Annotated in this window: 23 protein-coding genes; 17 read left to right on the top strand and 6 right to left on the bottom strand. The window is 62.2% G+C overall.

The features are described 5' to 3' along the window. The first annotated feature begins 3 nt into the window (after nt 1-3). The 5 genes from JNB89_RS11385 to JNB89_RS11365 are packed head-to-tail and all read left to right on the top strand — an operon-like array spanning nt 4 to nt 5,066. Nucleotides 4-1,311, top strand: a complete 1,308-nt coding sequence (locus tag JNB89_RS11385; RefSeq protein WP_220362246.1) for a flavin-containing monooxygenase — start codon at nt 4-6, stop codon at nt 1,309-1,311. Between the two features lie 18 nt (nt 1,312-1,329). Further along, complete coding sequence (locus tag JNB89_RS11380; RefSeq protein WP_027214780.1) at nt 1,330-1,770, top strand: RidA family protein; 441 nt, start codon at nt 1,330-1,332, stop codon at nt 1,768-1,770. 10 nt (nt 1,771-1,780) lie between these two features. Next, on the top strand, nt 1,781-2,458 hold the full coding sequence (locus JNB89_RS11375; RefSeq protein ID WP_135891105.1) for a DUF1028 domain-containing protein: 678 nt from the start codon (nt 1,781-1,783) through the stop codon (nt 2,456-2,458). Beyond that, entirely contained in the window at nt 2,451-3,608 is a 1,158-nt protein-coding gene (gene argE / locus JNB89_RS11370) for an acetylornithine deacetylase (RefSeq protein ID WP_220362245.1), read from the top strand. The genes JNB89_RS11375 and argE overlap by 8 nt, the downstream gene beginning before the upstream one ends. A 42-nt stretch (nt 3,609-3,650) precedes the next feature. Further along, on the top strand, nt 3,651-5,066 hold the full coding sequence (locus JNB89_RS11365) for a purine-cytosine permease family protein (protein WP_220362244.1): 1,416 nt from the start codon (nt 3,651-3,653) through the stop codon (nt 5,064-5,066). 2 nt (nt 5,067-5,068) lie between these two features. Here the strand turns inward: JNB89_RS11365 and JNB89_RS11360 are convergent, their stop codons facing one another. Both JNB89_RS11360 and JNB89_RS11355 read right to left on the bottom strand, forming a co-directional pair. Next, the gene (locus JNB89_RS11360; protein WP_013342445.1) at nt 5,069-6,103 is read right to left on the bottom strand and encodes a sensor domain-containing diguanylate cyclase; all 1,035 of its coding nucleotides are present in this window, start codon (nt 6,101-6,103) and stop codon (nt 5,069-5,071) included. A gap of 234 nt (nt 6,104-6,337) precedes the next feature. Then, a complete protein-coding gene (locus JNB89_RS11355; protein WP_220362243.1) occupies nt 6,338-7,552 on the bottom strand; it encodes an MFS transporter in 1,215 nt (404 codons plus the stop codon). 139 nt (nt 7,553-7,691) lie between these two features. Between JNB89_RS11355 and JNB89_RS11350 the strand changes: the two genes are divergently transcribed. Further along, the gene (locus JNB89_RS11350; RefSeq protein ID WP_220362242.1) at nt 7,692-8,693 is read left to right on the top strand and encodes a LysR substrate-binding domain-containing protein; all 1,002 of its coding nucleotides are present in this window, start codon (nt 7,692-7,694) and stop codon (nt 8,691-8,693) included. Between the two features lies 1 nt (nt 8,694). Here JNB89_RS11350 and JNB89_RS11345 read toward each other — a convergent pair whose 3' ends face one another. Further along, nucleotides 8,695-9,606, bottom strand: a complete 912-nt coding sequence (locus tag JNB89_RS11345) for a helix-turn-helix domain-containing protein (RefSeq protein ID WP_013342448.1) — start codon at nt 9,604-9,606, stop codon at nt 8,695-8,697. A 391-nt stretch (nt 9,607-9,997) separates the two neighbouring features. On the opposite strand from JNB89_RS11345, the gene JNB89_RS11340 reads away from it, so the two are divergent. The 7 genes from JNB89_RS11340 to pyrC all read left to right on the top strand — a co-directional run bounded on the left by JNB89_RS11340 (nt 9,998) and on the right by pyrC (nt 17,202). Continuing rightward, nucleotides 9,998-11,053, top strand: a complete 1,056-nt coding sequence (locus JNB89_RS11340) for a porin (protein ID WP_220362241.1) — start codon at nt 9,998-10,000, stop codon at nt 11,051-11,053. A 124-nt stretch (nt 11,054-11,177) separates the two neighbouring features. After that, nucleotides 11,178-11,501, top strand: coding sequence for a hypothetical protein (locus JNB89_RS11335; RefSeq protein WP_220362240.1), 324 nt, complete (start codon nt 11,178-11,180; stop codon nt 11,499-11,501). A 138-nt stretch (nt 11,502-11,639) separates the two neighbouring features. After that, a complete protein-coding gene (locus tag JNB89_RS11330) occupies nt 11,640-12,887 on the top strand; it encodes an MFS transporter (RefSeq protein WP_220362239.1) in 1,248 nt (415 codons plus the stop codon). An 82-nt stretch (nt 12,888-12,969) separates the two neighbouring features. After that, nucleotides 12,970-13,824 carry a dihydroorotate dehydrogenase electron transfer subunit gene (locus JNB89_RS11325; protein WP_220362238.1) on the top strand — a complete coding sequence of 285 codons (855 nt, stop codon included), beginning with the start codon at nt 12,970-12,972 and terminating at the stop codon, nt 13,822-13,824. Further along, on the top strand, nt 13,817-14,794 hold the full coding sequence (locus JNB89_RS11320) for a dihydroorotate dehydrogenase (protein WP_220362237.1): 978 nt from the start codon (nt 13,817-13,819) through the stop codon (nt 14,792-14,794). The genes JNB89_RS11325 and JNB89_RS11320 overlap by 8 nt, the downstream gene beginning before the upstream one ends. Next, a complete protein-coding gene (locus tag JNB89_RS11315; RefSeq protein WP_220362236.1) occupies nt 14,791-16,116 on the top strand; it encodes a hydantoinase/carbamoylase family amidase in 1,326 nt (441 codons plus the stop codon). Before JNB89_RS11320 ends, JNB89_RS11315 begins: the two co-directional genes overlap by 4 nt. Before the next feature lie 24 nt (nt 16,117-16,140). Continuing rightward, nucleotides 16,141-17,202, top strand: a complete 1,062-nt coding sequence (gene pyrC, locus JNB89_RS11310; protein WP_220362235.1) for a dihydroorotase — start codon at nt 16,141-16,143, stop codon at nt 17,200-17,202. Here the strand turns inward: pyrC and JNB89_RS11305 are convergent. Then, nucleotides 17,188-17,718: a DNA-binding protein gene (locus JNB89_RS11305; RefSeq protein WP_220362234.1), complete on the bottom strand. Its 531-nt coding sequence runs from the start codon at nt 17,716-17,718 to the stop codon at nt 17,188-17,190. The genes pyrC and JNB89_RS11305 overlap by 15 nt on opposite strands. Before the next feature lie 286 nt (nt 17,719-18,004). On the opposite strand from JNB89_RS11305, the gene JNB89_RS11300 reads away from it, so the two are divergent. The 3 genes from JNB89_RS11300 to JNB89_RS11290 are packed head-to-tail and all read left to right on the top strand — an operon-like array spanning nt 18,005 to nt 21,611. Continuing rightward, nucleotides 18,005-19,228, top strand: coding sequence for an aromatic ring-hydroxylating dioxygenase subunit alpha (locus JNB89_RS11300; protein WP_220362233.1), 1,224 nt, complete (start codon nt 18,005-18,007; stop codon nt 19,226-19,228). A gap of 41 nt (nt 19,229-19,269) precedes the next feature. Then, nucleotides 19,270-20,625, top strand: a complete 1,356-nt coding sequence (locus JNB89_RS11295) for an SLC13 family permease (RefSeq protein WP_220362232.1) — start codon at nt 19,270-19,272, stop codon at nt 20,623-20,625. Continuing rightward, complete coding sequence (locus tag JNB89_RS11290) at nt 20,622-21,611, top strand: PDR/VanB family oxidoreductase (RefSeq protein WP_223216729.1); 990 nt, start codon at nt 20,622-20,624, stop codon at nt 21,609-21,611. The genes JNB89_RS11295 and JNB89_RS11290 overlap by 4 nt, the downstream gene beginning before the upstream one ends. 89 nt (nt 21,612-21,700) lie before the next feature. Here JNB89_RS11290 and JNB89_RS11285 read toward each other — a convergent pair whose 3' ends face one another. Then, nucleotides 21,701-22,666 (bottom strand): LysR family transcriptional regulator, encoded by a 966-nt coding sequence (locus JNB89_RS11285; protein ID WP_220362231.1) that lies wholly within the window; start codon nt 22,664-22,666, stop codon nt 21,701-21,703. A 100-nt stretch (nt 22,667-22,766) separates the two neighbouring features. Between JNB89_RS11285 and JNB89_RS11280 the strand changes: the two genes are divergently transcribed. After that, entirely contained in the window at nt 22,767-24,194 is a 1,428-nt protein-coding gene (locus JNB89_RS11280) for an aldehyde dehydrogenase family protein (RefSeq protein WP_220362230.1), read from the top strand. 24 nt (nt 24,195-24,218) lie between these two features. Here the strand turns inward: JNB89_RS11280 and JNB89_RS11275 are convergent, their stop codons facing one another. Continuing rightward, entirely contained in the window at nt 24,219-25,775 is a 1,557-nt protein-coding gene (locus tag JNB89_RS11275; protein ID WP_013342462.1) for a methyl-accepting chemotaxis protein, read from the bottom strand. Nucleotides 25,776-26,193 lie beyond the last annotated feature (418 nt).

Raw genomic sequence — 26,193 nt, 5'->3', positions numbered from 1 at the left:
GCCATGACAGTGGGAACAACGTCAATTGATACGCTCGTGGTGGGCGCAGGCCAGGCCGGCATCGCCATGAGCGAACATTTGAGTCGACACGGCGTGCCGCATCTGGTGCTGGAGCGTGCTCGCATAGCAGAGCGCTGGCGCACGGGACGCTGGGATTCGCTCGTCGCGAACGGCCCGGCATGGCACGACCGCTTTCCGGGGCTCGAATTCCCCGAAACCGGGCCGGATGCGTTTGCGCCCAAGGAAGAAGTCGCGGACTACTTCGTGGCTTACGCCAAAAAATTCGACGCGCCTATCCGGACCGGCGTCGAAGTGAGAAAGGTCGTGCGCAACACGGGTCGCGAAGGCTTTACCGTGGAAACGTCGGACGGCGTGATCGAAGCAAAGCGTGTGGTCGTGGCGACCGGACCGTTCCAGAAGCCGGTGATTCCGCCCATCGCCCCGCAGACTGCTGCGCTCACGCAAATCCATTCGGCCGACTATCGCAACCCGCAGCAACTGCCGCCGGGCGGCGTACTCGTGGTGGGTGCGGGATCGTCGGGCGTGCAGATTGCCGATGAGCTGAACCGCGCAGGCCGCCGCGTCTACCTGTCGGTCGGCGCGCACGATCGCCCGCCGCGTGCCTATCGCGGCCGTGACTTCTGCTGGTGGCTGGGCGTGCTCGGCGAGTGGGATGCCGAAGTCATGAAGCCGGGCCGCGAACATGTGACGATTGCAGTGAGCGGTGCCCGCGGCGGCCACACCGTCGACTTCCGGCGCCTTGCCAATGAGGGGATTACGCTAGTCGGTCTGACCCGCTCATTCGATGACAACGTGGTCCACTTCAACGCGGATCTCGCAGAAAACATTGCCCGTGGCGATGAAAACTATCTGTCTCTGCTCGATGCGGCCGACTCGTATGCGGCGCGAAACGGACTCGATCTTCCGGCCGAACCGGAGGCACGCGTCATTCCGCCGGATCCCGATTGTTTGACGCATCCGCTGCTCGATCTCGATCTGGCGCAAGCGGGCGTTACGTCGATCGTCTGGGCGACAGGCTATGCAACCGATTTCAAGTGGCTGCAAGTCGACACGTTCGACGCGAAGGGCAAGCCTATGCATCAGCGCGGTGTATCCAAAGAACTGGGTGTGTATTTCCTCGGGCTTCCCTGGTTGTCGCGCCGCGGCTCCGCATTCATCTGGGGCGTGTGGCATGACGCCAAGCACGTCGCCGATCATATCGTCACGCAACGCAAATATCAGGCGTATTACGACGCGCCGCGAACCGACGCGCAAGAGCAGCCGCGTGAAGAAAGCGTTCAAGCCAATTAAAGCATCCGAGGTCTACAGATGAGTCAGCCTACCCATACCCGCATCCGCATGTTCAACACGAAGGACACGTATCCGAACCAGACGCTAGACAACGATCTTTGCCAGGCCGTGCGCGCCGGCAATACGGTGTATGTGCGCGGACAGATCGGTACGGACTTCGCGGGCAATCTCGTCGGTTTGGGCGATCCGCGCGCGCAAGCCGAACAGGCGATGAAGAACGTCAAGCAGTTGCTCGAAGAAGCGGGCAGCGATCTTTCGCACATCGTCAAGACGACGACGTACCTCACGGACGTGCGTTTTCGCGAGCCGGTCTATCGTGAAGTCGGCAAGTGGCTCAAGGGCGTGTTTCCGATTTCGACGGGTCTGACCGTGGTCGCGCTGGGGCAGCCGGAATGGTTGATGGAGATCGACGTGATCGCCGTCATTCCGGATGGATGGACGCCGCCCGCCAAAGCTTGAGGAGCGATGCATGACATTCTCTATCGTCGGTCGTTGTGAGAAGACGGGGCAGCTCGGCATTGCAATCAGTTCGTCGAGCATTGCCGTCGGCGCGCGCTGTCCGTGGCTTCGGGCAGGCGTGGGCGCGGTCGCCACGCAGAACGTCACGTTGCCCGCACTCGGGCCGCAGATTCTCGATCTGCTCGCTGACGGGCAACTCGCTCCTGCCGAGGCCCTCAAACGCGCGCTGGATGCGAACGAATGGAGCGAGTTCCGGCAAGTGACGGTAATCGATGCGCAAGGCCGCACGGCATTCTTTAGCGGCAAGGAAGCGTTAGGCACCTATCACGCCGTCGCCGGCAATCAATGTGTCGCCGCCGGCAACATGCTGTCCGGCAAGCATGTAATCGAGGCGATGCCCGCAGCTTTTGCCAGTGCCACGGGTCAGCTTGCCGACCGGCTGCTTGCAGCGATGCGGGCTGCAATGGCTGCCGGCGGCGAAGCCGGGCCTGTACATTCGGCGGCGCTGAAGATCGTGAGCGATCTGAGCTGGCCGCTCGTCGATCTGCGCGTCGATTGGGCCGACGACGATCCGATCGGCAAGCTCGCCGACCTGTGGAGCGCCTACGAACCGCAGATGAACGACTATGTGACCCGCGCCTTGAATCCCACCGCCGCGCCAAGCTACGGAGTGCCTGGCGATGAGTGAGATGTCGAGCCGCGCATTGCTCGAAAAGCTGATTGGCTTTGCAACGGTCAGCCGCGAGTCGAATCTCGCGATGATCGAGTTCATTCGCGATTACCTCGCGGCGCAAGACGTTCAATGCGAATTGTTCTATAACGACGAGCGCACCAAGGCGAGCCTCTTCGCGACCATCGGCCCACGCGATCGCGGTGGCATTGCGCTGTCGGGTCATACAGATGTAGTGCCCGTGGATGGCCAGGCCTGGACCGTGGAGCCGTTCCGTCTGGTCGAGAAAGACGGACGCCTCTTCGGACGCGGCACGGCCGACATGAAGGGTTTTCTTGCTTCCGTGCTGGCGGCGGTGCCGACGTTCGTCGTGCGTAATCTGAAGATGCCCGTGCATCTCGCGTTCTCCTACGACGAAGAAGTGGGATGTCTCGGCGTGCGCCCAATGCTCGAACAACTCGCACAGCGCGAGCACAAACCGGTGTTGTGTCTGATCGGCGAACCAACGCTGCTAAAACCTGTGCTTGGTCACAAAGGCAAGCTCGCCATGCGCTGCTGCGTGAAAGGCGCAGCGTGTCATTCGGCCTACGCGCCGTATGGCGTCAATGCGATTCAGTATGCGGCGCGTCTTATCAATCACCTCGACGAGATCGGCGAGGAACTCGCGCAGCCGGGGTTCCGCGACGAACGATTCGATCCACCGTACTCGACTGTGCAGACCGGTGTCATCAAGGGCGGCCGTGCGCTCAATATCGTGCCCGCCGAGTGCGAGTTCGACTTTGAAGTGCGTGCGTTGCCGGGCTTCGACGCCAATCAGGTGGCGCAGCGCCTGCGCAGCTATGCCGAGGCTGAACTGCTGCCGAAAATGCGCGCCGTGAAGGCGGATACGGACATCAGCATGCGATCGCTGTCGGCCTATCCGGGCCTCGCGACTTCGCCCGATAGCGAAGCGGCTCGTCTGCTCGCGCTGCTGAGCGGATCGACGGAATTCGGCACTGTGGCGTTCGGCACCGAAGGCGGTCTGTTCGAGCAGGCGGGCATTCCGACCGTCGTCTGTGGACCTGGCAGCATGGACCAGGGGCATAAGCCCGACGAATACATCACGTCCGAGCAATTGCGCGAGTGCGACGCGATGCTGCTCCGCCTGGCCGATCACCTCTCAATCTGAATAACGCCGATGCCGCACGCCGGCATTGGCAGGAGACGCAATTTGAACACTGCGCAAAGCAACACTGCACCGTTGATCGAAAAACATACGATTGGCTACGTGCCCCCTGAGGACCGGCACGGCAAGGTGCGCGATCTGTTCACGCTCTGGTTCGGCGGCAACATTGCGCCGCTGCCGATAGTGACCGGCGCACTCGGCGTGCAGATCTTCCATCTGGACCTGTTGTGGGGCATTGTCGCGATTGTCGTCGGGCAACTGGTGGGCGGCGTGCTGATGGCGCTGCATTCGGCGCAGGGTCCGCAAATGGGCATCCCGCAGATGATCCAAAGCCGCGCGCAGTTCGGCTCCTGGGGCGCGCTGCTCGTCACTGTGATTGCCGGTGTGATGTATGTGGGCTTTTTCGCCTCCAATATCGTGCTTGCGGGCAAGTCGCTGCATGGAATCGAAAATGGCGTGTCGGTGCCGGCAGGCATTGTTATCGGCGCACTTGGGTCCGGTCTTATCGGCATCATTGGATACCGGTTCATTCACATTCTGAACCGTATCGGAACCTGGGTTCTTGGCATCGGCATTTGCGTTGGGTTCGTCTATATCCTCACGCATATTGCCACCGACGACTTCTTCACCCGCGGCGGCTTCAATATCGCGGGCTGGCTCGCCACGGTGTCGCTCTCTGCGTTGTGGCAGATCGCATTTGCGCCGTACGTGTCCGACTATTCTCGTTATCTGCCGGAAAACGTGCGTGTGTCGTCGACATTCTGGGCGACGTATCTCGGCTGCACGATCGGCTCCACGCTCGCGTTCGTGTTCGGTGCGGTTGCCGTGCTTGCCGTGCCGCCCGGCGCCGATGCGATGGATGCCGTCAAGACCGCAACCGGTCCGCTCGGCTCGCTGATGCTCGTGCTATTCCTGCTGAGCGTGATCAGCCATAACGCGTTGAACCTGTATGGCGCGGTGCTCGCAGTGATTACGTCATTGCAGACGTTCGCGTACCGCTGGATACCGACGGCCAGAGCTCGTGCGGTGCTCTCGATCGTCATTCTGCTTGCGTGCTGCTATTTCGCAATTGGCGCATCCACGAACTTTGTGGGCAATCTGGTCGATCTGGTGCTTGCCTTGCTCGTGGTGCTGGTGCCGTGGACCGCGATCAATCTGATCGACTTCTATGTGATCCATAAGGGCCACTACGACATCGGCTCCATCTTCAAGGTGGATGGCGGCATCTACGGGCGCTTTAATCCGCAGGCGTTGATTGCTTACGCGATTGGCATTCTCGTGCAGATTCCGTTCATGAATACGCCGATGTATGCGGGCCCCGTACCCAAGTACCTCGATGGTGCGGACCTGTCGTGGGTCATCGGGCTCGTGCTCACTTCACCGCTGTATTACTGGCTGGCGACGCGCGACACGCAGTATCGGCGCAAGACAATGCGCGCGGAAGTTGCACGCCAGCCCTAAAATCACCCGCCTGTCGAAGGCGGAACAGTACCGCTCAGCGACTGCTTGCGCGCGCGCTTGGCGCGATACATGGCGGTGTCGGCCAGGTTGAGCGCCTGGTCGACCGAAACGAAGCGCGCGGCGACCACGCCCGCGCTCACGCCGGCAAATGGTAGGCGCCTGTCGCGGAGTGTGTAGGTGCCGGCCGTGACCGCTTCGGCGCGGGCCGCCAGTTCGGTGGCCGCGCTGTTCGCGGCGGCCTCGTCGGCAGGCGCGGGTCCGACGAAAGCGAACTCGTCGCCGCCTATGCGCGCGAGCATGTCGCTGTCGCGCACGATGCCCGCGAGGCGGCCCGCGCATTGCGTCAACACCTGGTCGCCGACGATGTGCCCGAACTCGTCGTTGATCTCCTTGAAGCCGTCCAGATCGAAGAGCCCTACGAGTACATACGAGCCGTCGCGTGCGGCCCGCGCGAGCAAGCGGCCAAGCTCGTCGTGCAGCGCGCGCCGGTTGGGCAGGTCGGTCAGCGAGTCGGTGAGAGAATGTTTTGCCAGATACTCGTTGGACCGGCGCAATTCCTCGAGCAGGCGCTCGCGTTCAATGTGCTGGGCGATGAGTTTTGAAAAGATGTTGAGCGCACTGCGCGCCCGCGGGCCGAGTTTTTTGCTGGTCTTGCCAGCGGCGCAAAGCGTGCCGATGACCTCACCATTGCTGCCGCAAACAGGCGCGCTTGCGTACGTCTGAATGCCCAGGTCGGCCGCCGCCTGCGAGTCGCCCCAAACCTCCCGCACGTTCGACACCACTTGCTTGCCCTGTTCGAGGCAGCGCTTGCACAGCGTGTCCGACCACGGAACAGACAATCCCTCGGGAATCAGGAGCTCGCCTGTATTGCGGGCAATCGTGATCGACTGGACGGCGTTCTCCAGGTCGATCGAGGTCAGATAGGTCGATTCGAGACCGGTCACCACCTCCAGCATTTCGAGCAACGGTCGCGCGAGCGCCTCCAGACTGTTCGCCTTCGCGACCGTGGCCGACAGGCTTTCCAGCGTTTCCTCCATCGGTCTTTCCTCTCCAGTGGACTTTGACTGTGCAGCGATGCCAGAGCGGTAATTTCAGCACCGCGAATATGCACATGATAGCCACTGGGCCGACTTTGCGGATGAAACTTGTGATGCAGGTTTCGGCTGCGAGGCCGGCTATGCGGGTGCGATGAAGAAGCGATGTCGAGCAGCGCCCCGCGCCCGTCGCTGCGGGTTTCGCCGAATTGCAAGCCTCGCGGGTTGCCCGAAGGCTCAGCTGGTGCGCAGATGTGGACGAAGTACGAGCGCCAGAGGCAAGATGGCCAACGCCGTGGCTGCGGTGGCAATGGTTGCACCGTATACGCCGATTCGATCGCCGAGAAACCCGTAAGCGATCGGAGCCAATGCGCCTGAAGCAATCACGCCTGTGTAAAACAGCGCGAATGCTCGTTCGGTACGCTCGACCGGCGTGAGCTCCGGCACGGTTCCATACAGCACGGACGACGTGCCGTTGAGCATGGCGCCAACCAGCGGCAGCAAGATCAACGCGGGCACGAGCGGCAGATAGATCACGGCGAGAATCAACGCAGCCGTACCGCCTTCCGTGGCGAACACGGTTCCGATCACGCCCATGCGCGCACCAAGCCAGCCGCACACGAACTTGCCCGCTGCGCCGCCAATGAAAACGAGAGCGAGTGCCGTACCCAGCATCGGTTGCGAGATACCTTTCGTTTTCAGCAGAAACGGCAGGAAGGTCAACAAGCCCATGCGCACTGCCGTGTCCAATACACCGATCGTAAACAGCACTGAGAAGCCCGCGCGCGAGTTGCCGCTGCCGTGGCTTGCGGTCTCTTTCGCGGAAGATTCGGCTCGCGGCACCGACGGGAGAAAAAGTGCAAGCACTATCGCGACCAGCACACCGACCGCGGACATGGCCCATAGCGCATGGCGCCACGGCATGACGGTAACGAGAAGCGAAATGGCCGCCGGCAGTGCCGACTTCCCCAGGTCGCCTGCGAAGTTGTAGATGCTGAGCGGCCCTCGGGCGTTGCGTCCGTATGCCCGCGAAACCGCGCCCGAGGCAAGGGGATGCTGCGTGCTCGAGCCGCCTCCCGAGATGGCGAGCGCGACGCACAGGCCCAGCAACGTTCCAGACATGCCCGCGACTGCATAGCCCAGTGCAGCCAGCAGCGTACCTGATGCGAGCGTCGCTCGCGTGCCGAAGGCGCGTGCGATGCGGCCAGCGGGCAGTTGCAGCGTTGCCATAGTGCCGGCATAGATGGCGCGCAACATGGCCAGCGCACCGTAACCGAGCCCAAAGTCTGTCTGCCATAGGGGCAGCAACGCGTAGATCATGTCGGTGTAGCCGTCGTGCAGCGCGTGCGCCGTGCACGAGAGCCACAATACGCGCCGGGGTGAAGCGGCAGCCGGCTCGGCAGCTTTACCGGGCGCGTTTGCGGTTGCGGAAGAGAAAGAAAAAAGTCTCATGGTTCGGAGGATCGCACGGGCGCGGGGCTGTCGGGCGTTCGGCGCAGTGCTGGTTTGGAGGGTGCATCTATAGTCTAGGGCCGCCCGCAATCTGTCACAACTGAAGTAAAATTGAGTCACCCGGGAGAAAAAGTCACTGATGGGCACACACAAAGGCACGGCGAAAGCTGCGGACAATCTGCCGCCGCTCAATGCGTTGCGGCACTTCGAGGCTGTCGCGCGCCTCGGGAGTTTCGCCGCCGCGGCGAGCGATCTGCACGTCACGCATTGGGCGGTGGGCAAGCAGATTCGCTTGCTGGAAGACTGGTTCGGCGTGCCGCTTTTCGAGCGCCGCTCACGCGGCGTCGTTCCAACCGACGAAGGTGCCGCGCTGCTTAACGATGTCAACGGTGCATTCGCGCGCCTGAGCAGCTCAGTCACCCGGCTGCGCCACGAACCCGCTACGCGTCGCGTATCGGGTCTGGTGCGCGTCAATGCGCTTGCGAGCTTTGCACTGTGCTGGCTGATACCGCGCCTTGCCGATTTCGAGGCGCGCTTTCCTGACATCGAAGTGCGACTCTCCACGACCTCGCGCAAGTTGCGCTACGTGGGCGATGCGTTCGACGTGGGCGTACGCTCCGGGCCCGAGGAGGCAACTGGTCTCACGTCCACGGCCTTGATGCCCGACTTGCGCGTGCCGGCCTGCAGTCCCGCGGTGCTGCAAAGCCGTCCGATCAGAACGGTCGCCGATCTGCGAAATCACACGCTCCTTCACTCCACGAGCACGCGCACTGCGTGGAGCGACTGGCTGCGCGCAGCCGACGCGCAGGGTCTACAGGCCGCCCGCCATCTGTACTTCGATCATGTGTTCCTTCAATTGGGCGCGGCTACCGCGGGCCTCGGCGTCGCGCTGGCGTCGCTGCCGCTCATCGAACGCGAGATCGCAACCGGGCGCCTCGTGTGTCCGATAGCAGAGCCTGCGTGGCGCGGACCCGACTACACGCTGGTCGTCAACACCGATCGCGCGAACGACGACGCGGTCATCGCCTTCAGGAAGTGGATCATGGCCGCGGCCGCGCAAGATTGGGCGGCGCCAGGTGGCGCTACGCCCGGAGCCCGTCGCAGCACGGTACAACGCAAGAAGAAAGGACGCGGCAGCTAATTCACACGCGTTCCAGCAAGCCCGCGAGCAGCGCAGCCCCTTCCTCCCCCTTCGCTGCGTCTGCCCATAGCCGGTCTATCATCTTGCGGTACATCGTTACCGCATCCGGTGCGGTGGTGATGGTCGCGATACCGGTGCGAATGTTCGGCAGTTCTCCGAGCCGGAACGGCGAGACGGCGACATAGGCTTTCTCGGCGTCCTCGAAAATCTGGAAGGTTTCGTTCGGCATGTTGTCGCTCACAATGCCGATGCGAATGCCTTCGGTATCGCGCGAGAGCATGTCTATGATTCTCGCTACCTCCCGGCGCGCAGCGAGTTTTCTTTCCAGTTGCACACCCGGCGGCAAGCCAAGGCGCCCAACCAGCCCGTGATGCAGGAACTGCTCGATCTGGCGCAGGCCGATCAGGCTGGTGACGTTCGGACGCGCTTGCCGGAAGGCGGCCTTACGGTCGGCCAGAATGGACATGACGCGCGTGAGCGTCTGTTCCCACGCGGCATCGGTCAGCAAGGGCGGAATGCTTTCCTCGAGCATATGCCGCAGCCAGCCGTCGTACTCTTCAGACGTCAGCAGGAAAGAGAATGGATCGAAGTGAGCGACGATCCGTGCGGAGCGGCTCTCCAGTTGCCGCATGCGCTCGAAGTAACTGACGGCGGAGTCGTGGTACTCCACTTCCACACCGAGCAGATTGGCGAGCGAGACGCCGAACAGCGCCGCCAGACGTTCGAGCGTATCGATCTTGACGATCTCGCCTCGCTCCAGCTTGTAGACGGCGGCGCGCGAAATATTCAGCCGCTCCGCGACGTCTTCGCTGCGCAGCTCCGCGGCGATCCGATAAGCCCGCAAACGTTCGCCGATGCTCTGGAAATCAAAGCGTGCACCGTGCGGGCGCTTTTTTCGGGTGGTGGCGTTCATTCAAGCCCTCGTCGTTTACTTAAATATACCCGGGCGGGTTGTCCTCGTCGCACTGACAGCGGCTGTGGCGGGCATTCTGCGTCATGTGCGGGCGAACGTCGATAGACAGATGAAACGCTTGTCTATCTTTTTGTCTCGTGTATTTTAATGTAGACGGCAGATCGGCGAGCCTGAGAGACCAAGGGGTGACGCTGCGGTTTCGCCTTCACCCGGAGCTCGCGAGCGCGTTCCGGTTGGCCATGCCATGCCTGTTAAGTCTATAAAAATAGACTGAACAGGCGCTCGCTGTCGTCGAAACGAAGCGCCGCTTACGCGATGCATTGCGTGAGCGGGCGCATAACCCATGCAAGCCAAAACGCACCGGCCAACAAGGACCGGAGGAGAGAAGGCAATGAAGTTGCAACGCTATCACTGGTCGGCTTTGCTGGCCGTGTGCCTCGCAGCAGGCGCGCAATCGGGGCGCGCGCAGTCCAACGTCACCTTTTACGGCCTGGCGGACGTTTTCGTCGGCTCGGTGAAGAACCCCGGCGGCCATGCCGCAGTGGTCGAACAGGGCGGGGGAATGTCGACGTCGTTCTGGGGCTTGAGCGGTACCGAGAACCTGGGCGGCGGCAATTCGGCCTTCTTCGTGCTGGAGAGCTATTTCCAGCCGCAGAACGGCTCATATGGGCGCTACGCCGGCGACAGCTTCTTTTCGCGCAACGCATTTGTCGGGCTATCGACGAAGTATGGCCAACTGCGAGCCGGCCGCATCACCACGCCGCTCTATCTGGCAACCATCCAGTTCAATCCGCTGTTCAATTCATACACGTTTTCGCCGATGATCTTCCACACCTTCAAGGGCCTCGGCACCGAAGGCGTGGTCGGCGATTCCGCATGGAATAACGCGGTGGCCTACACCAGTCCCACGTTCGCGGGGTTCAATGCGGGGCTCTTGTATGCGCTCGGCAACACGGCGGGCCAGAATGGTGCGAAGAAGTGGAGCGTCAATGCGAATTTCACGCGCGGGCCATTCGCGGCCGCGGCGATCTACCAGTACGTCAACTTCAGCGTAAGCGCCGGCGATCTCGGCAACGCGCTTGCCACCGTGCCTGGGCTGCGCAGCCAGAGCACCGTGCAACTGGATGCGTCATACGACCTGCGGGTGGTCAAGCTGTTCGTGCAGTACATGGACATCCAGAACCGCTCGCGCGGCGGCAATTTTCACGGCGACACAGCGCAGATCGGCGCGGCCGTACCCATCGACGTAGGCACGCTGATGGCCAGCTATGCCTATACGCGCTCGAGCGGCAGCCTCGGCAACGGCGAACATCGCAGCACCGGTGCGCTTGGTTACGACTATCCGCTGTCCAAACGCACTGACCTGTACACCGCAATCAAGCTCGATCATTTCAGCAGGCAATCCACGGGCGTGACGTATGGCGCCGGCATCAGAACGCGCTTTTGACGCCTCATGAACGCACCGCTTTTCGCGAGACCCGGGAAATGCTCGGGGTTAGTCCCACCAAATCGGCGCTTGCAATCTGCAACATGCGCGAGTAGTCTAAATATTTAGACAAAGGAGTATTCAGATGAATCTTCAAACTGCTGCCCAATGGCTTTCGCAGGACATCGTCGGGTTTTCGGACATTCACCGGTTCGCCGCGCAATGCCGGGATGCGGCCGCGCCGCAGGGGCGGGAATCGGCAGCGCTGATTCTGCTCGCTCAGGCCGCGGCAACGTTTACCGAGCGGCAGGAGGGCGTGGCCGTGACCAACGATACCGTGCGCGCGTTTCTCGCCGACCTGCGCGCGCAGGCGCGAGAACTGAGCGATGCCAGCGGCGCATCGGATAGCGCGCTGCTGTCCGCGCTCAACCGCTTCGCAGCGCAGATGTCAGCCGACCTGTTCGTGTGACGCTGCAACCATCAAGCGCTTTTTTGACGCCTGGCCGCATGGGGCTATTGTCCAAAAAATGAAACCCGTGCGAGCATCGTTCGACGCGAGACCTCATGCGCCGTCAGAGAAGTCCCCCCCTCACGCACCGGAAAGATCATGCAAGCAAGCCTTCAATCTTCGACAGCCGCGCCAGCGGCACAAACCGCTGAGCACGTATCCCGTTATGCGTGGAAAGTGCTGGCCGGCTCCGCAATCGGCTACGCGATGGACGGTTTCGATTTGCTGATTCTCGGCTTCATGTTGCCAGCCATCTCCGCCGCTTTGCACTTGAGCGGCCAGCAGGCCGGCGCGCTCGTCACGTGGACGTTGATCGGCGCGGTTGCCGGTGGCGTGATTTTCGGCGCACTGAGCGACCGGTATGGCCGCGTACGTGTGCTGACGTGGACCATTCTTCTGTTCGCGGTATTCACCGGCCTATGTGCGTTCGCGCAGGGATTCTGGGACTTGCTCGCCTACAGGACCATCGCCGGAATTGGTCTGGGCGGCGAGTTCGGCATTGGCATGGCGCTCGCTGCGGAAGCGTGGCCGGCGAGCAAACGCGCGCGGGTCTCGTCGTACGTCGCACTCGGTTGGCAAAGCGGCGTGTTGCTCGCGGCACTGCTCACGCCGCTGCTGCTTCTGCACATTGGTTGGCGCGGTATGTTTGCCGTGGGCGTGTTGCCCGCAGTGGTCGCCTGGGTGCTGCGCAACAAGTTGCATGAACCGGAGGTCTTCGTGAGAAGCCAGCAGCCGGCGCGTACCGCGAGCCGCTTTGGGCTGCTGTTCGCCAACGGGCGTGCCGCGCGCACGAGCCTCGGCATTGTGATTCTGTGTTCGGTTCAGAACTTCGGCTACTACGGAATCATGATCTGGATGCCGACGTTCCTCTCCAAACAACTAGGTTTTTCGTTGACACGCTCGGGTCTTTGGACGGCCGTTACGGTTCTCGGCATGATGGCCGGCGTGTGGCTCTTCGGTCATCTGGCCGACCGCATTGGTCGCAAGCCCACTTTCATTCTTTATCAGATCGGCGCGGTGGTCATGGTGCTCGTGTATTCGCGGCTGTCCGATCCGGTCACGATGCTTTGGGCCGGCGCGCTGATGGGCATGTTCGTCAACGGCATGGTGGGTGGATACGGCACGCTGATGTCCGAAGCGTATCCGACAGCGGTGCGGGCCACCGCGCAAAACGTGCTGTGGAACGTGGGCCGTGCAATTGGCGGGCTAGGACCGCTGGTGGTCGGCGCGCTCGCCGCTCAGTACTCGTTTCAGATTGCGATTGCGTTGCTCGCGGCGCTATACGTGCTCGACATGGTGGCCACGCTCGTGCTGATCCCCGAGTTGAAAGGCGCGGCGCTCGAATGACGCGCCGTGACCCAGCATTGCAACGGGGCACCACATTGCCCCGCGTTTGAAGCACTAAGTAAATCGGATGAAGGAGGACGCCATGCATGCCGAACCATGTTCGTGTGCGGGGCCGTGGGAAGCCAGTGTGAGCGCGCATGCCTGCGAGGTGGTCGAACACCGTGCTGTCAATCGCCGTTACCGGTATTTGCGGGTACGTGCGGCCGAACCCGTTGCACATGCGACGCAGCCGGGGCAGTTCTATCAGTTGAAATGCCCGGTGTCGGAAGAGCACCAACCGTTTCTGCTGCGGCCGATGAGCGTCTACGGTATGGGCCCGGACGCGGGCGATGTCGAGTTTCTCTACAACGTTACGGGGCTCGGCACGCGCGCGCTCGCGCAACTCGAGGTGGGTGACGCCATGTCGATGGTCGGGCCGCTCGGCCGGCCGTTCCATCTGGATCGGCATGCACGTCGGTTGTTGCTGGTCGCACGCGGCGTGGGTCTGGCGACCATGGCGCCGCTTGTGCAACGTGCCGGGAGCGCGGGCGTCGGTTTGACGATCGTGATGTCGGCGCGCACACCGGAGGACCTGATGAAGGACGCGTTTTTGCGCGGCGCGCAGGCCGACACGCATTGCGTGTTCGACAGCGACGGCACCTCTTCCGTGCCACGCATGGAGACGCTGCTGCGCACGCTGATCGAGCGTGACCGCCCGGATGCGGTCTACACCTGCGGCTCGCAACGTGTGCTCGCGTTGTTGCAGCATCTGCTCAGCGAGTATCCGGAAATAGCCGGGGAGGTTGCGCTGGAGCAGCGCATGGCATGCGGCATGGGTGTATGCCTGTCTTGCGTACGAATGTTCGACGACGGCCACACGCGGCAATTCCAGCGCGTTTGCCGTGAGGGCCCCGTGTTTGCCATTCGCGACGTAGTAGGGGAGGTGGACTTTGCCTGATCTCAACGTACGCGTAGGCAATGTGAGCCTGCGCAATCCTGTGATGCCGGCCTCCGGGTGCTTCGCCATCGAGTATCGTGAAGCGCTCGATCTGAACCGGCTCGGTGCGCTCGTCATCAAAAGTGTCTCGCCGGTGAGCCGTCCTGGCAACCCGACGCCGCGCGTCGCCGAGACCAGCAACGGCATGCTGAATTCCATCGGCATTCCGAGCCGTGGGCTCGACTACTATCTCGCGCACGTGCTGCCTGCTTACACGCGTTTCGAAACGCCGGTTGTCGTATCGGTGTCGGCCGATACGGCCGTCGATTTTGCTTCGGCATGCGAACATTTGTCGTTGCCGGAAGTTGCGGCCATCGAGGCAAACATCTCATGCCCGAATCTAGAGGCCGACGGTATGGCATTCGGCATGGACCCGCAAACCGCGTGGCAGGTCGTGGACGCTGTGCGGCGCCGCACGCGCCATCCACTGTGGGTCAAGCTCACGCCGAATGCCGGCAACATCGCGCAGGTCGCCAAGGCGGTCGAAGATGCCGGCGCGGACGCCGTGGTGATGGGTAACACGGTGCTCGGAATGTCAATCGACGTGCGCACCCGTCGGCCTTCGCTGGGCAACGTCATGGGCGGTCTTTCGGGGCCGTCTATCAAGCCCATCGCGCTGCGTCTCGTGCATCAGTGCTACCGCGCCATATCGATTCCGGTCATTGGGTGCGGCGGCATTCAGAATGCCGAGGACGCGGTGGAATTCATGCTGGCCGGCGCGAGTGCGGTGCAGGTCGGCACGGCGTCGTTTCGCGATCCCGGCGTGATGCAGAAGATCATCGACGGCCTCGGGCGCTATTGCGTCGACTACGGTATCGAGTCGCTTGCGTCGCTTGTCGGAAAGGTGGAACTCGACGCGCAACTGGGCGAGCGCTGGGCGCGTTTTTGCATGGATCGAACCGAAGAAGGCGCGGTGGTCGACAACTCATGAACGCGAAAATTGAAGCTGTGCATGCGGAGCCTGTTTCCCCATCCGACCGGCTCGCGAATGGCGGCGCCATTGCACTGAGCGAGCTCACCCCGCTTGCCGAGCAGTGGTTCAGCGAACTGCGCGCGCTTTCGTTCGACGGCGTGGGCATTACGCGCGAGAGCTACGGCGAAAGCGAATCCGCGGCGGCACGCGCGCTCACTGAATATGCAAGGAACGAGGGCCTCACCGTGCAAGTGGACCGCGCAGCCAACCTCGTTTTCGGGCTACCCGATTGCGATGAGCGCACGCCCGCGGTGTGGGTCGGTTCCCACCTCGATTCGGTGCCGCACGGCGGCAACTATGACGGTCTCGCCGGCATCATCGCGGGTTTGCTGTGCCTCGTCGCGCAACGGCGTGCGGGCGAGGCGTCGGCGCGTCCGCTCAAAGTCATCGCATTACGCGGTGAGGAAAGCGCCTGGTTCGGCAAGGCGTACATGGGTTCGAGCGCGCTCTTCGGCAGGCTCAAGCGCGACGATCTGGAGATGAAACATCGCAGCAATGGCCGCACGCTCGCCGAGTGCATGGCGGCAGCGGGTGTGGATGTCGACGCCGTGCGTGCGGGCAAGCCGCTCTTCGATATTCGCGCCGCGCACGCGTACCTCGAACTGCATATCGAGCAGGGGCCGGTCATGGTCGCGCGCAACCTGCCGGTTGCGGTGGTGTCCGGCATTCGCGGCAATGTGCGGCACAACTCCATTAGCTGCATTGGCGAAGCGGGCCACTCGGGCGCGGTGCCGCGCGATTTGCGTCACGATGCGATGTTTGCCGTTGCGGAACTCATTACGCGCCTGGACGAGCATTGGCGCAAGCTGGTTGAGCGCGGTGTCGATCTGGTAGTGACCACGGGCATTGTCTCCACCGATCAGGAAGAACATTCGATCTCGCGGATTCCCGGCCAGGTGCATTTCAGTTTCGAAGCACGCAGCGAAAGCACCGATACGCTCAGCGTATTTCACGAGTTGCTGCTTGCCGAATGCAATTCGATAGCGCGCGAGCGCGGCGTGCGCTTCGACTTCGACCGGTGTCTCGCCAGTGCGCCTGCGCTAATGGACCCGCATCTGCGCGCAGCGCTCGCGGATGCCTGCGCGCGCCTCGACATTCCGTTCGCCACGCTACCAAGCGGCGCCGGCCACGATGCCGCATTGTTCGCCAACGCAGGCGTGCCGAGCGGCATGCTGTTCGTGCGCAACGAGCACGGTTCGCACAATCCGCGCGAAGCGATGGATATCGCCGACTTCATGCTGGGCGTCGGCGTGCTGGCCGAGACCATTCAACGTCTATGAGTAAAAGCGCATTCTCGCCTTGCCATGACAGAACATTTGACGCTGCGCCGCCCTGACGATTTCCATCTTCATCTGCGTGACGGTGATCTGCTGCGCACGGCATTGCCTTTTACCGCGCGTCAGTTCGCGCGCGCAGTGGTCATGCCCAACCTTAAGCCACCCGTGACGACATGGCGCGACGCGGCCGCTTATCGCGAGCGAATCCGCGTTGCATTGCCCGCTGGCGTTCCGTTCGAACCGTTAATGACGTGTTATCTATGCGATACGAGCGAACCGGACGAGCTTCGCGAGGGGCACGCGCGCGGCGTCTTCACTGCTGCGAAGCTGTACCCCGCCGGCGCAACGACGCATTCGGAGTATGGCGTGACGTCCACCGCGAAGATTGCGCGTGTGCTGGAGGCCATGCAGGAAATCGGCATGCCGCTTCTGATTCATGGCGAAGCCACCGACCCCGAAGTGGACGTATTCGATCGCGAGGCGGTCTTTATCGAACGGACGCTGCAGCCTTTATTGAGCTCTTTTCCTGCGCTAAAGGTCGTTCTCGAACACATCACCACAGAGCATGCTGTGGCCTTTATCGACAACGACACAAGCGGCCGTCTTGCCGCGACCATCACGCCGCAGCATCTGTTGCTCAATCGCAATGCCATGTTCGCGGGCGGCTTGCGACCTCACCACTACTGCCTGCCTGTGCTCAAGCGCGAGCGGCATCGACTCGCATTGCGCCGCGCGGCGATCTCAGGTTCGCGGTCGTACTTTCTGGGAACGGACTCTGCGCCGCACGCGGCCACGTTCAAGGAGTCCGCGTGCGGATGTGCGGGGATCTTCAGCGCGCCGGTTGCACTGGAGGCGTACGCCACCGTGTTCGACGAAGAGGGCGCACTCGCGCACCTGGAAGCGTTTGCCAGCGAAAACGGAAGCGGCTTCTACGGCCTACCTTTGAACTCCGGCACAGTAACGCTAACGCGCGCTACGCAACAGGTTGCGCCGCGCATCGACTACGGCAACGACGAATCACTCGTTCCGTTCATGGCGTCCATGACTTTGCCTTGGCAAATGGTGACGCCGGCCTCATCCACTGCCTGACGTTTGCGCCTCGATGAACGCGTAGACATCCGCGAGACTCGAGACGATGGGCGTGCCCTCGGGCGCGCCCTCGAACGCGGCGCTCGGGCCGATGCACATGAGCGGCTTGGAAAAGCGTGTGGCGAGGCGAATTTCGTCGAGCGTCCCCTTGCTGCCGGGCAGCGCAATGACGACGTCGCTCGTCAGCACATTCACATAGTTGCGGCTTAGCGCGCTGTCTGGCGCGCCTGACTCCTTGCGCGGCAACGGCGTGAGGATCGGCAGATCAATGAAAGGGTTCGGGTACCCGGAGATAGGGATGAACCCGAACACCGGGTGCGTCTCGCTCGGCACGATGCCGATCGAGCGGCCAGTGCGTGGCTGCGCGGTGGCGAACGCGCGCGCGGTGGCGAGCATCACGCCACGTCCGGCGCCCGTGAGCAGGTCGAAACCGTGCACGGCGATCCATGTGCCGAGGGGCGTGGCCAGTTCCGGCCACTCGCTGCTACCGGAGCCCATCACGCCAATAATTGCCATTGTCTGCCTCTCCTGCCGACTCGTCTGACGGGACCACTTTGGGCAGTCCACATGGTATCTGTCGTTTTAATTATACAGAATGTGCTATTTCGCGCCGCGCGTTTGTTCGACCTATCACGCATAAAGCGAAAAATACCGTGTTTTAGGCCCTTGCGTTTTCTTCCGAGTTTATTTAGTCTAGAAAAATAGACAAACGTCGCTGTTGATCGAATAGGACTTTCGCTGACACAGCAGGCGTTGCATGGGCAAACAAAAGAGCCCGCTAAAACCTGAGAGAGGTGTACCAATGCTTGATCATGAAACGAATGAGCTGCTCACTCGCGTCGGGCCGAATACGCCCTGCGGCAACCTGTTGCGCCGCTACTGGCATCCAGTCGGCTACTCGTCGGAGTTGAGCGAAGCGGGGCAAACCAGGCGTGTGCGCATTCTGGGCGAGGACCTCGTGTTGGCGCGCACCAGCGGCGGCGTGCTGCTCGTACAGGAGCGTTGTCCGCATCGCGGCGCATCGCTTCTGTACGGTTTCGTGGAAGGGGAAAACATTCGTTGCGCCTATCACGGCTGGCTTTATAACGCGGCGGGCGAGTGCATCGAGCGGCCGTTTGAATCCGCGAAGGCAAGCCGCGTGTGCAAGAAGATGATCGAGAGCTACGCCACGCACGAGTGCGGCGGCCTGATTTTCGCCTATATGGGTCCAGCGGAGCATAAACCTGCGTTTCCGAATTGGGACATTCTCGTCAGAAACGACGGCGTACGTCATTTCGAAGTGCAGGACGATCTGGCGTGCAACTGGTTTCAAGTGCAGGAAAATGCGGTGGACGTCACGCATACTTTCTACACGCACTCCAAATATTTCGAGCACCTCGGCATGAGCGACGAGTCTGGTTTCGGCAAACCGTTCAAGCGTTTCGGCTTTCAGCGTTTCGACTGGGGCATCGTGAAGAGCTGGGAATACGAGAGTGCCGGCCGCGGCTGGGGCAACCTGATGGTGTTCCCGAACATGCTGCGCATCATGACCGAGATGCATTGGCGCGTACCCGTCGACGATACGACCACGCGCATCGTCTGGGTCTCGTTTACGCCGAGCGCGGACGGTTCCAGCGTGCAGACCGGCGAGCCGCCGAAGATCGTTCGCCAGCCCGCTCGCACCGACGAAGGCGGCCGCTATTTGATGGACACGTTCATGAGTCAGGACGCGATGGCGGTCGAAACGCAAGGCGCGATTCTCGACCGTTCGCGTGAGAACCTGGGCGCATCGGACCGCGGCATCGTCATGTTCCGGCAGATGCTGCAAGAACAGATCGCCACGGTGCAGCAAGGTGGGCGTCCCATGGCGAACGTGTACGGCGAGGCGCCAGCGATCACCGATCTGCGCGAGTGGATGGGCGGCTATTTGCCGATGAGCTGCGCGCCGGATCCCACTTTCCGCCAGAGCCGCGATTTCACTGAGATCTTCAACGACTCGCACATCGAGTACGAAATTCCGGCGAATTCTCCGGTAATGCGCGGTTGAGCCGGACCGCACGCCAACAGTCATCAGTCGAGGCAAGACCGTTGAACACGAGCTCCAGGATCACGCCGGCCTTGCTGGCAGCAGGGCTGGCCATTATCTCGCTGCTCGCCTGGCGGGGCATGATGAGGGCGGAAGATGCGCGGATCGTCGCGATCGTCTTTGCCTGCATCGTGCTGTGGGCGACGGGCGCCGTGGCTGGGCTGCTAGTGTCGTTGCTGTTCTTCCTGCTTGCCGCGACGCTCACGTCCGTGCCGGCTGCGGAGATTTTCTCGGGCTTCGCGTCGAGCGCATTCTGGCTCGTGTTCAGCGGCTCGGCCATCGGCTTTGCGCTCAAGGAGAGTGGTTTGAGCGAGCGCATTGGTATGGCGCTCGCGCGCAGCATCGGCGGCTCCTATCTGCGCGCACTGCTCGCTTTTGCGGTGTTGAGCTTTCTGTTATCGCTCGTCATGCCGTCCACGTTTGGGCGCGTGGCCATTCTGATCCCGATTGCCATCGGCTATTGCGACGTCGTCAAACTGGGCGAGTCCGCGAACGGGCGGCGCGGTATCCTGCTGCTGGTCATTGTCGGCTCGTACGAGCTTGCGGCGGCAGTGCTGCCTGCGAACCTGCCGAACGTGATTCTGGCCGGCATTCTGGAGCAGTCGCATGGCATTCATCTGCGCTTCTCCGAGTACCTGCTTTACTTTTTCCCGGCTGGCGTCGTGGTGCGCGGCGCGGTTCTGATATTCGCGTCCTACTGGCTCTTTGCGGACACGGTGCACGCAGTCAGTGTGTCGACAGAGCGTGTGGCCGTGAGCAAACGCGAGTTGCATACCGTGGCCCTTCTTACGATTACGCTCGCGTTCTGGTTCACCGACTCCATTCACCATATTGCTCCAGGTTGGGTGGGTCTTGGCTTCACGCTCGCGTATTTCCTGACTTCACCACCGGAGCAACTCACGCGATTCACCGCGACGCTGAAGATGGACCTGCTGTGGTTCATTGCCGCGATTATCGGCGTGACCGCGCTCGTCAATCACCTCGAGATACGCATTCCGGATACGCTTGCGCTCGAATCGCTGCGTGATAGCCCCTTCTTTGCGTATCTCGCGCTGACGGCTCTATCCATCGTGCTGTGCTTCGCGGTGACTTCCAACGCGGAGCCCGCGCTCTTCGTACCGGTCGTCTCGCGCGTGCTGGCGCAAAGCGCGCATCTAAAGGCGGGTTTGCTGATGCAGGTAATGGGATACGCGACCACGTTCATGCCGTATCAGTCGCCACCCGTTGTATTCGGCAACGAATTGGCGCGCCTCGATCGACGCGCGGCCCTCAAGTACTGCATCGTAACCGCGCTGCTCGGGCTTGCCTTCGTCTTGCCCGTGAACGCAATCTGGTGGCGGCTGCTTGGCCTGCTATGACCGACCTGATCGAACATTCGATGATGAAAGACAATCTGATTGCTGCGCGCGTAATCGCACGAGAGCGTGTCGCCTGCGACGTGGTGTCTTTGCGGCTTGCGAGCGGCGAGGCGAATGCCGAGCTGCCCGTGTTCGAGGCGGGGGCGCATATCGACCTGCATCTGCGCGACGGACTGGTGCGCAAATACTCGCTGTGCAGCGATCCGTCGGAGCGCGCGTTCTATGAAATTGCGGTGAAACGCGAGCCGGCCTCGCGCGGCGGTTCAGTTTTCGTACACGACGAGATTCGGGTTGGCGACATTCTGTCCATTGGCAAGCCCGAGAACTATTTTCCCCTTGCGCCGGACGGCAGCGGCGCCGTATTGCTCGCTGCGGGCATAGGCATCACGCCGTTGCTGGCGATGGCGCATACCTTGAAGCGTGCTGGCCGCGCATTCGAGTTTCACTACTTTGTTCGTTCTCTCGACGATGCCGCCTATGCGCGCACGTTGCAGGAACAACTGGCACAGGTCTCTACATTGCACGTTGGGCTGACGCCAGAGCTCACGCGCGAAACCCTCGCGGAACTCGTGCGACGCATGAGTTCGCAGGAGCATCTCTATTTCTGCGGCCCGGCTCCCTTCATGGACGCTGCCGATGCTATTGCGTGCGCCCATCTTCCGGCGCAGCAGATACACTGCGAGCGCTTCTCGGCCGCAACGGGCGACGTGGCGGAAGAACGGCCATTCGAGATCCAACTGGCGCGCTCGCAACGCGTGCTGACTGTGCCGCCCGATAAGTCCATTACCGACGTGCTCTACGAACACGGCGTGCCGATAGGAACGTCGTGTGAAGCCGGAATATGCGGTGCCTGTCGCACGCCGGTGCTGGACGGCACGCCTGATCATCGCGATGACTTCTTGAGCGCGGCGGACAAGGCGCGCAATGATTGCATCATGCCGTGCGTGTCGCGCTGCAAGACGGGGCGACTCGTGTTGGACATTTGAGTTGGGCTATTCGACGAATGGAGTTGATACCCGCACAAACGTACAAGTGCGCGCGCCTAGGTGACGCTCATTGAACGGCCCCTGCGTGCTTAACGCTTGCGCCCGCGGGTGCCACGGGTGCCGTGCGTGCCGCCCACGCCGCCCGAGGCACGCAGCGCGTCAGCCCGCTCACGAATCAGTTCGATCAGCGCCCGCAGACCGGCGGGTACATGACGCCTGCCCGGAAAGTACAGGCACAGGCCGTCGAGCGGCGGCGTCCAGTCTTCCAGCACGCGCATGAGCGAACCCGCTTCGAGATCCGCGCGCACATTCCACTCGGTCAAATAGGCAAGCCCCAGGCCCGCGCGCGCGGCCGCGAGCATGAGTGCGGGTTCGTCGAGCGTGAGCGCGCCCTCTACGCTAATGCGCAGCGTCCGGTCGCGCTTTTCGAATTCCCAATGATCGATCGAGCCACTGGGCATGCGGCTGCGAATGCACTGATGATGTTTGAGATCAGCCGGCTTTGCGGGCGGTGCGTGTTGCGCGAAGTACGCGGGACTTCCGACGACGGCAAAGCGCTGACGGTCCCCGAACGGCACCGCAATCATGTCTTTCGGTACGGCTTGGGCGAGGCGAATGCCCGCGTCGAAACCACCGACGACGATATCCACCAGCCGCCCTTCCGTGACGATATCCAGCTTCATGTCGGGATAACGCCGCACGTATTCGATGAACACCGGCATCACCTGATTCGCCGCGCCGGCCGATGTGTTGATGCGCAACGTGCCCGAAGGCGTGTCGCGAAAGTGACGCGCGGCGTCGAGCGACGAGCGGATCGTGGAGAGCGCCGGCGCCACCTCCGCGACGAAGGCCACGCCCGCTTCCGAAAGCGACACGCTGCGCGTGGTGCGATTGAAGAGCCGCACGCCGATGCGCGCTTCGAGGGCCGCGACCGCGTGACTGAGCGCGGAAGTGGACACGCCCATTTCCTGCGCGGCGGCGCGAAAACTGCGGTGCCTTGCCACCGCGACCACGGCCTCCAGTTCAAGGAGCCCCGATGTCTGTGAGTTGACCATTATCCGGAATCGTTCAATAACTCGTCCTCGATTGTATGGCTAGTCGGCACAATGCGTTTGCCCTATCTTGAGCGACATGAGCACGTAATCTGGAGCAACCATGCACAACATCGACACGGTCTATATCGACGGCGCGTTCGTCACGCCGCACGGCGACGAAGCGTTCGACCTCTTCAATCCGGCGACGGAACGCGTGATCGGCCGCGTGCGGCTTGCGGACGAAGTCGATGCGGACAACGCAATTGCAGCGGCCAAGCGCGCGTTCGCGGACTTTTCGCAGACCAGTCGTGGCGAGAGGATAGAGATGCTCGAACGCATGCACGCCGCGCTTGCGGCGCGCGAAGATGCATTGTTCGACGCGATCGTCGACGAATACGGTGCGCCCGTTTCGCGCGCCCGCTGGATGGCGCGGCACGCCGCCGACGTGCTGATGGAAGCGGCGCGCATGCTCGAACACTATCCATTCACTCGCCGCGCGGGCAGTGCGGAGGTGACCATGCAGCCGCTTGGCGTGGCCGGCCTCATTACGCCTTGGAACAACGATGCAGGCTTTATCTGCGGCAAGCTCGCGGCGGCGTTGGCGGCTGGCTGTACGGCGGTCATCAAGCCGAGCGAGATGAGCGCCATGCAGACGCGGGTTGTCACCGAAGCATTGCACGAAGCCGGTTTGCCCCGCGGCGTATTCAACATCGTGACGGGCAAGGGCGAGAGAGTGGGCGCGCGCATCAGTGCGCATCCCGATGTGGCAAAGCTGTCGTTCACGGGATCGACGGCGGTCGGCAAGACGATCTTGCGCACGGGCGCCGACACGCTCAAGCGTGTGACGCTGGAACTGGGGGGCAAATCGCCGTTCATCGTACTCGACGACGCGGATCTCGACGAAGCCGCGAAAATGGCGCTTGCCGCCGGCTTCATGAACAGCGGTCAAGCATGCGTTGCGGGCACCCGCATTCTGGTACCCCGTGCACTGCTCGCCGCGTTTGAAGCAAGCATGGTAAGGCAGCTTGCCGACGTGCGCGCCGGCGATCCGCGCGATCCCGCGACGACCGTGGGTCCGATGGTCAGCGCGAAACAGTGGCAGCGAGTGCAACGGTACATTCGCGTCGGCATCGACGAGGGCGCACGGCTAGTTGCGGGCGGCGAAGGGCGGCCGCAGGGCATACAGGCGGGCTGGTTCGTTCGCCCGACCGTGTTCAGCGACGTGCGCAACGATATGACCATCGCTCGCGAGGAGATTTTCGGGCCGGTGCTGTCGATCATCGCCTATCGCGACGAGGAGGAAGCCGTGGCGATTGCGAACGACACGGTGTACGGCCTGCAGGCGTACGTGGTTTCGACGAATGTGCAACGGGCTCGCCTGCTCGCTTCGCGCATCGAGGCAGGGCGCGTGCTCGTCAACACACTCGCGCACGAACCTGCCGCGCCGTTCGGCGGTTTCAAGCAGTCGGGCATCGGGCGCGAGTATGGTACGTATGGACTCGAAGCCTATCTCGAGCCGAAGGCGGTGCTAGGCGTTACGGGCGGGTGAGAGTGGCAGGGAGACATCGCATCTTCATGCGGCGGCCGGCAGCCTGAACACCGACACCAGTTCCTTGAGCCTGCCCGCCTGACCAGCCAGCGATTCGGCTGCGGCGGCGGCCTGCTCGACGAGCGCCGCGTTCTGCTGCGTCACCTGATCCATTTGCGCGACGGCAATGTTCACCTGTTCGATGCCGCGATGCTGCTCGCCGGTTGCCTCATTGATTTCCTGCATCAGGCCGGTAACCCGACCGACTGACGACACCACGTCGCGAATCGTATCGCCCGCTTCGGTGACGAGAGCGCATCCGCGCTGCGTGCCGTCGACAGATTCGCCGATCAGTTCCTTGATCTCTTTGGCGGCACTGGCGCTGCGCTGAGCCAGTGTGCGGACTTCCCCTGCGACGACCGCAAAGCCGCGGCCTTCCTCGCCGGCGCGTGCTGCTTCGACGGCCGCGTTCAATGCCAGGATATTGGTCTGGAATGCAATTCCTTCGATTACCGAAATGATGTCCGCAACTCGGCCCGCGCTGTTCGATATGTCACTCATCGTATCGACCACGCGAGCAACCACTGCACCGCCTTGCTCTGCAACGTTAGATGCCTGTTGCGCAAGCGTGTTGCCCTGGAGGGCATTCTCCGCGCTCTGGCGCACGGTCGAAGTCAGTTCTTCCATGCTGGCGGCGGTTTCTTCGAGAGAAGCCGCCTGCTGCTCGGTGCGCTGGCTCAGGTCGATGTTGCCGGCCGCGATTTCGGATGCGGAGGTTGCAATGTTCTCGCTGCTCGTGCGGACTTCATAGACGAGACTAGCCAGGCGTCCGTTCATTTCGCGCAACGCACGCAGCAGATTAGCGGCTTCATCGCGACCTTCCACTTCGATCGACGACGTGAGGTCACCCTTGGCCACCGTCTCCGCCAGCGCAACCGCGCGTTCGATAGGACGTGTAATCGAGCGGGTGATCAGCATGGCGACGGCAACCGCGGCAAACAACGAGGCGGCAATCAGAATTCCCGTTCCCCACAGCGCCGACGTATCGCTGGCGGCAGCCTCGGCCTTCGCCGCTTCGGAGCCTTCGCGATTGAGAACGACGTTGGCCTCGATGGCTTTCATCAGGTCGAGGAACTGGTCGGACGACGGCCCGGCCGCAAAGGCTCGCTCCTCTGGATCGTCGGCCCGGCCCTCAACGGCGGCTTTCATCATGCGCTCGTCGGACGCGCGGTATGTTGCGAGCCGCGTGCGGATGTCCTGCAGCAGTTGGGCCTCGCGATCCGACGAAACGAGCTTTGCATAGGCGTCGAGCGCGCGCGTCAGATCGTCCACCGCGGCGCTGTGTTGCTTCATCAGCGCCTTGCGGCTCTCATTCGACGGATCGAGCATGATCCGCAACGATGCGCGGCGCACGGCGTTGGCCGCACCGCGGACGTCGCCTAGCGTCTGCACGCTCGGCAGCCAGTTGTCGGCGATGTCACGGGCGCTGTTGTCGACCCGATTGATCTGCCATAGAGCGAACGCCCCAAGTGCACACATCAATGCCATCGAAATACCAAAACCAATGGCGAGGCGAACCCCGATCTTCAGATTGCTCAACATTTACAGCTTCCGTTGTGTTCGAAATAGGAAACTGTGGTTACGGCGCAAATCGGCGGCTCTGAAGGGGGCTCCTAATCAATCATTACAAAGGCCTTGCTGCACGCCATTGGCGCGGCAAAAGGATGTTGTCTGATTTAAGCGGAACCGGAAAAGGCCGGGCTCGCGCCGCGTCTGAGTGCTATCTGGAAGGTTGCGCGCGCAACCATTCGATGGTTTTTGCAGCGCGGAGCCGTTGTGATCCGGCCGCGTTGATGTCGGGCCAACGGGGGCCGCATCGCGCGACCTTTACTGCTGCCGCTCATTGCGGCCTTATCTTCACAGTGTTATAAAGCCGTGTCGGAAAAGGCAGACTTGGTTTGGTAAGCCCAAGTCCTTTCGGTAACGAAAGCTCTGGTCTTTGGCCTCGTGCACGAGATCC

Origin of the sequence: Paraburkholderia phenoliruptrix (assembly GCF_019511605.1) — a bacterium.
Lineage (GTDB): Bacteria > Pseudomonadota > Gammaproteobacteria > Burkholderiales > Burkholderiaceae > Paraburkholderia > Paraburkholderia phenoliruptrix_A.
Note: the sequence above shows the minus strand (reverse complement) of the source record. Positions and strands in the feature narration are given on the sequence as shown.

Bases quoted from the DNA above. Each gene is read 5' to 3' on its own strand.
- JNB89_RS11385 (WP_220362246.1), top strand. From the start codon at position 4: ATGACAGTGGGAACAACGTCAATTGATACGCTCGTGGTGGGCGCAGGC.
- JNB89_RS11380 (WP_027214780.1), top strand. From the start codon at position 1,330: ATGAGTCAGCCTACCCATACCCGCATCCGCATGTTCAACACGAAGGAC.
- JNB89_RS11375 (WP_135891105.1), top strand. From the start codon at position 1,781: ATGACATTCTCTATCGTCGGTCGTTGTGAGAAGACGGGGCAGCTCGGC.
- argE (WP_220362245.1), top strand. From the start codon at position 2,451: ATGAGTGAGATGTCGAGCCGCGCATTGCTCGAAAAGCTGATTGGCTTT.
- JNB89_RS11360 (WP_013342445.1), bottom strand. From the start codon at position 6,103: ATGGAGGAAACGCTGGAAAGCCTGTCGGCCACGGTCGCGAAGGCGAAC.
- JNB89_RS11355 (WP_220362243.1), bottom strand. From the start codon at position 7,552: ATGAGACTTTTTTCTTTCTCTTCCGCAACCGCAAACGCGCCCGGTAAA.
- JNB89_RS11350 (WP_220362242.1), top strand. From the start codon at position 7,692: ATGGGCACACACAAAGGCACGGCGAAAGCTGCGGACAATCTGCCGCCG.
- JNB89_RS11345 (WP_013342448.1), bottom strand. From the start codon at position 9,606: ATGAACGCCACCACCCGAAAAAAGCGCCCGCACGGTGCACGCTTTGAT.
- JNB89_RS11340 (WP_220362241.1), top strand. From the start codon at position 9,998: ATGAAGTTGCAACGCTATCACTGGTCGGCTTTGCTGGCCGTGTGCCTC.
- JNB89_RS11335 (WP_220362240.1), top strand. From the start codon at position 11,178: ATGAATCTTCAAACTGCTGCCCAATGGCTTTCGCAGGACATCGTCGGG.
- JNB89_RS11330 (WP_220362239.1), top strand. From the start codon at position 11,640: ATGCAAGCAAGCCTTCAATCTTCGACAGCCGCGCCAGCGGCACAAACC.
- JNB89_RS11325 (WP_220362238.1), top strand. From the start codon at position 12,970: ATGCATGCCGAACCATGTTCGTGTGCGGGGCCGTGGGAAGCCAGTGTG.
- JNB89_RS11315 (WP_220362236.1), top strand. From the start codon at position 14,791: ATGAACGCGAAAATTGAAGCTGTGCATGCGGAGCCTGTTTCCCCATCC.
- pyrC (WP_220362235.1), top strand. From the start codon at position 16,141: ATGACAGAACATTTGACGCTGCGCCGCCCTGACGATTTCCATCTTCAT.
- JNB89_RS11305 (WP_220362234.1), bottom strand. From the start codon at position 17,718: ATGGCAATTATTGGCGTGATGGGCTCCGGTAGCAGCGAGTGGCCGGAA.
- JNB89_RS11300 (WP_220362233.1), top strand. From the start codon at position 18,005: ATGCTTGATCATGAAACGAATGAGCTGCTCACTCGCGTCGGGCCGAAT.
- JNB89_RS11290 (WP_223216729.1), top strand. From the start codon at position 20,622: ATGACCGACCTGATCGAACATTCGATGATGAAAGACAATCTGATTGCT.
- JNB89_RS11285 (WP_220362231.1), bottom strand. From the start codon at position 22,666: ATGGTCAACTCACAGACATCGGGGCTCCTTGAACTGGAGGCCGTGGTC.
- JNB89_RS11280 (WP_220362230.1), top strand. From the start codon at position 22,767: ATGCACAACATCGACACGGTCTATATCGACGGCGCGTTCGTCACGCCG.
- JNB89_RS11275 (WP_013342462.1), bottom strand. From the start codon at position 25,775: ATGTTGAGCAATCTGAAGATCGGGGTTCGCCTCGCCATTGGTTTTGGT.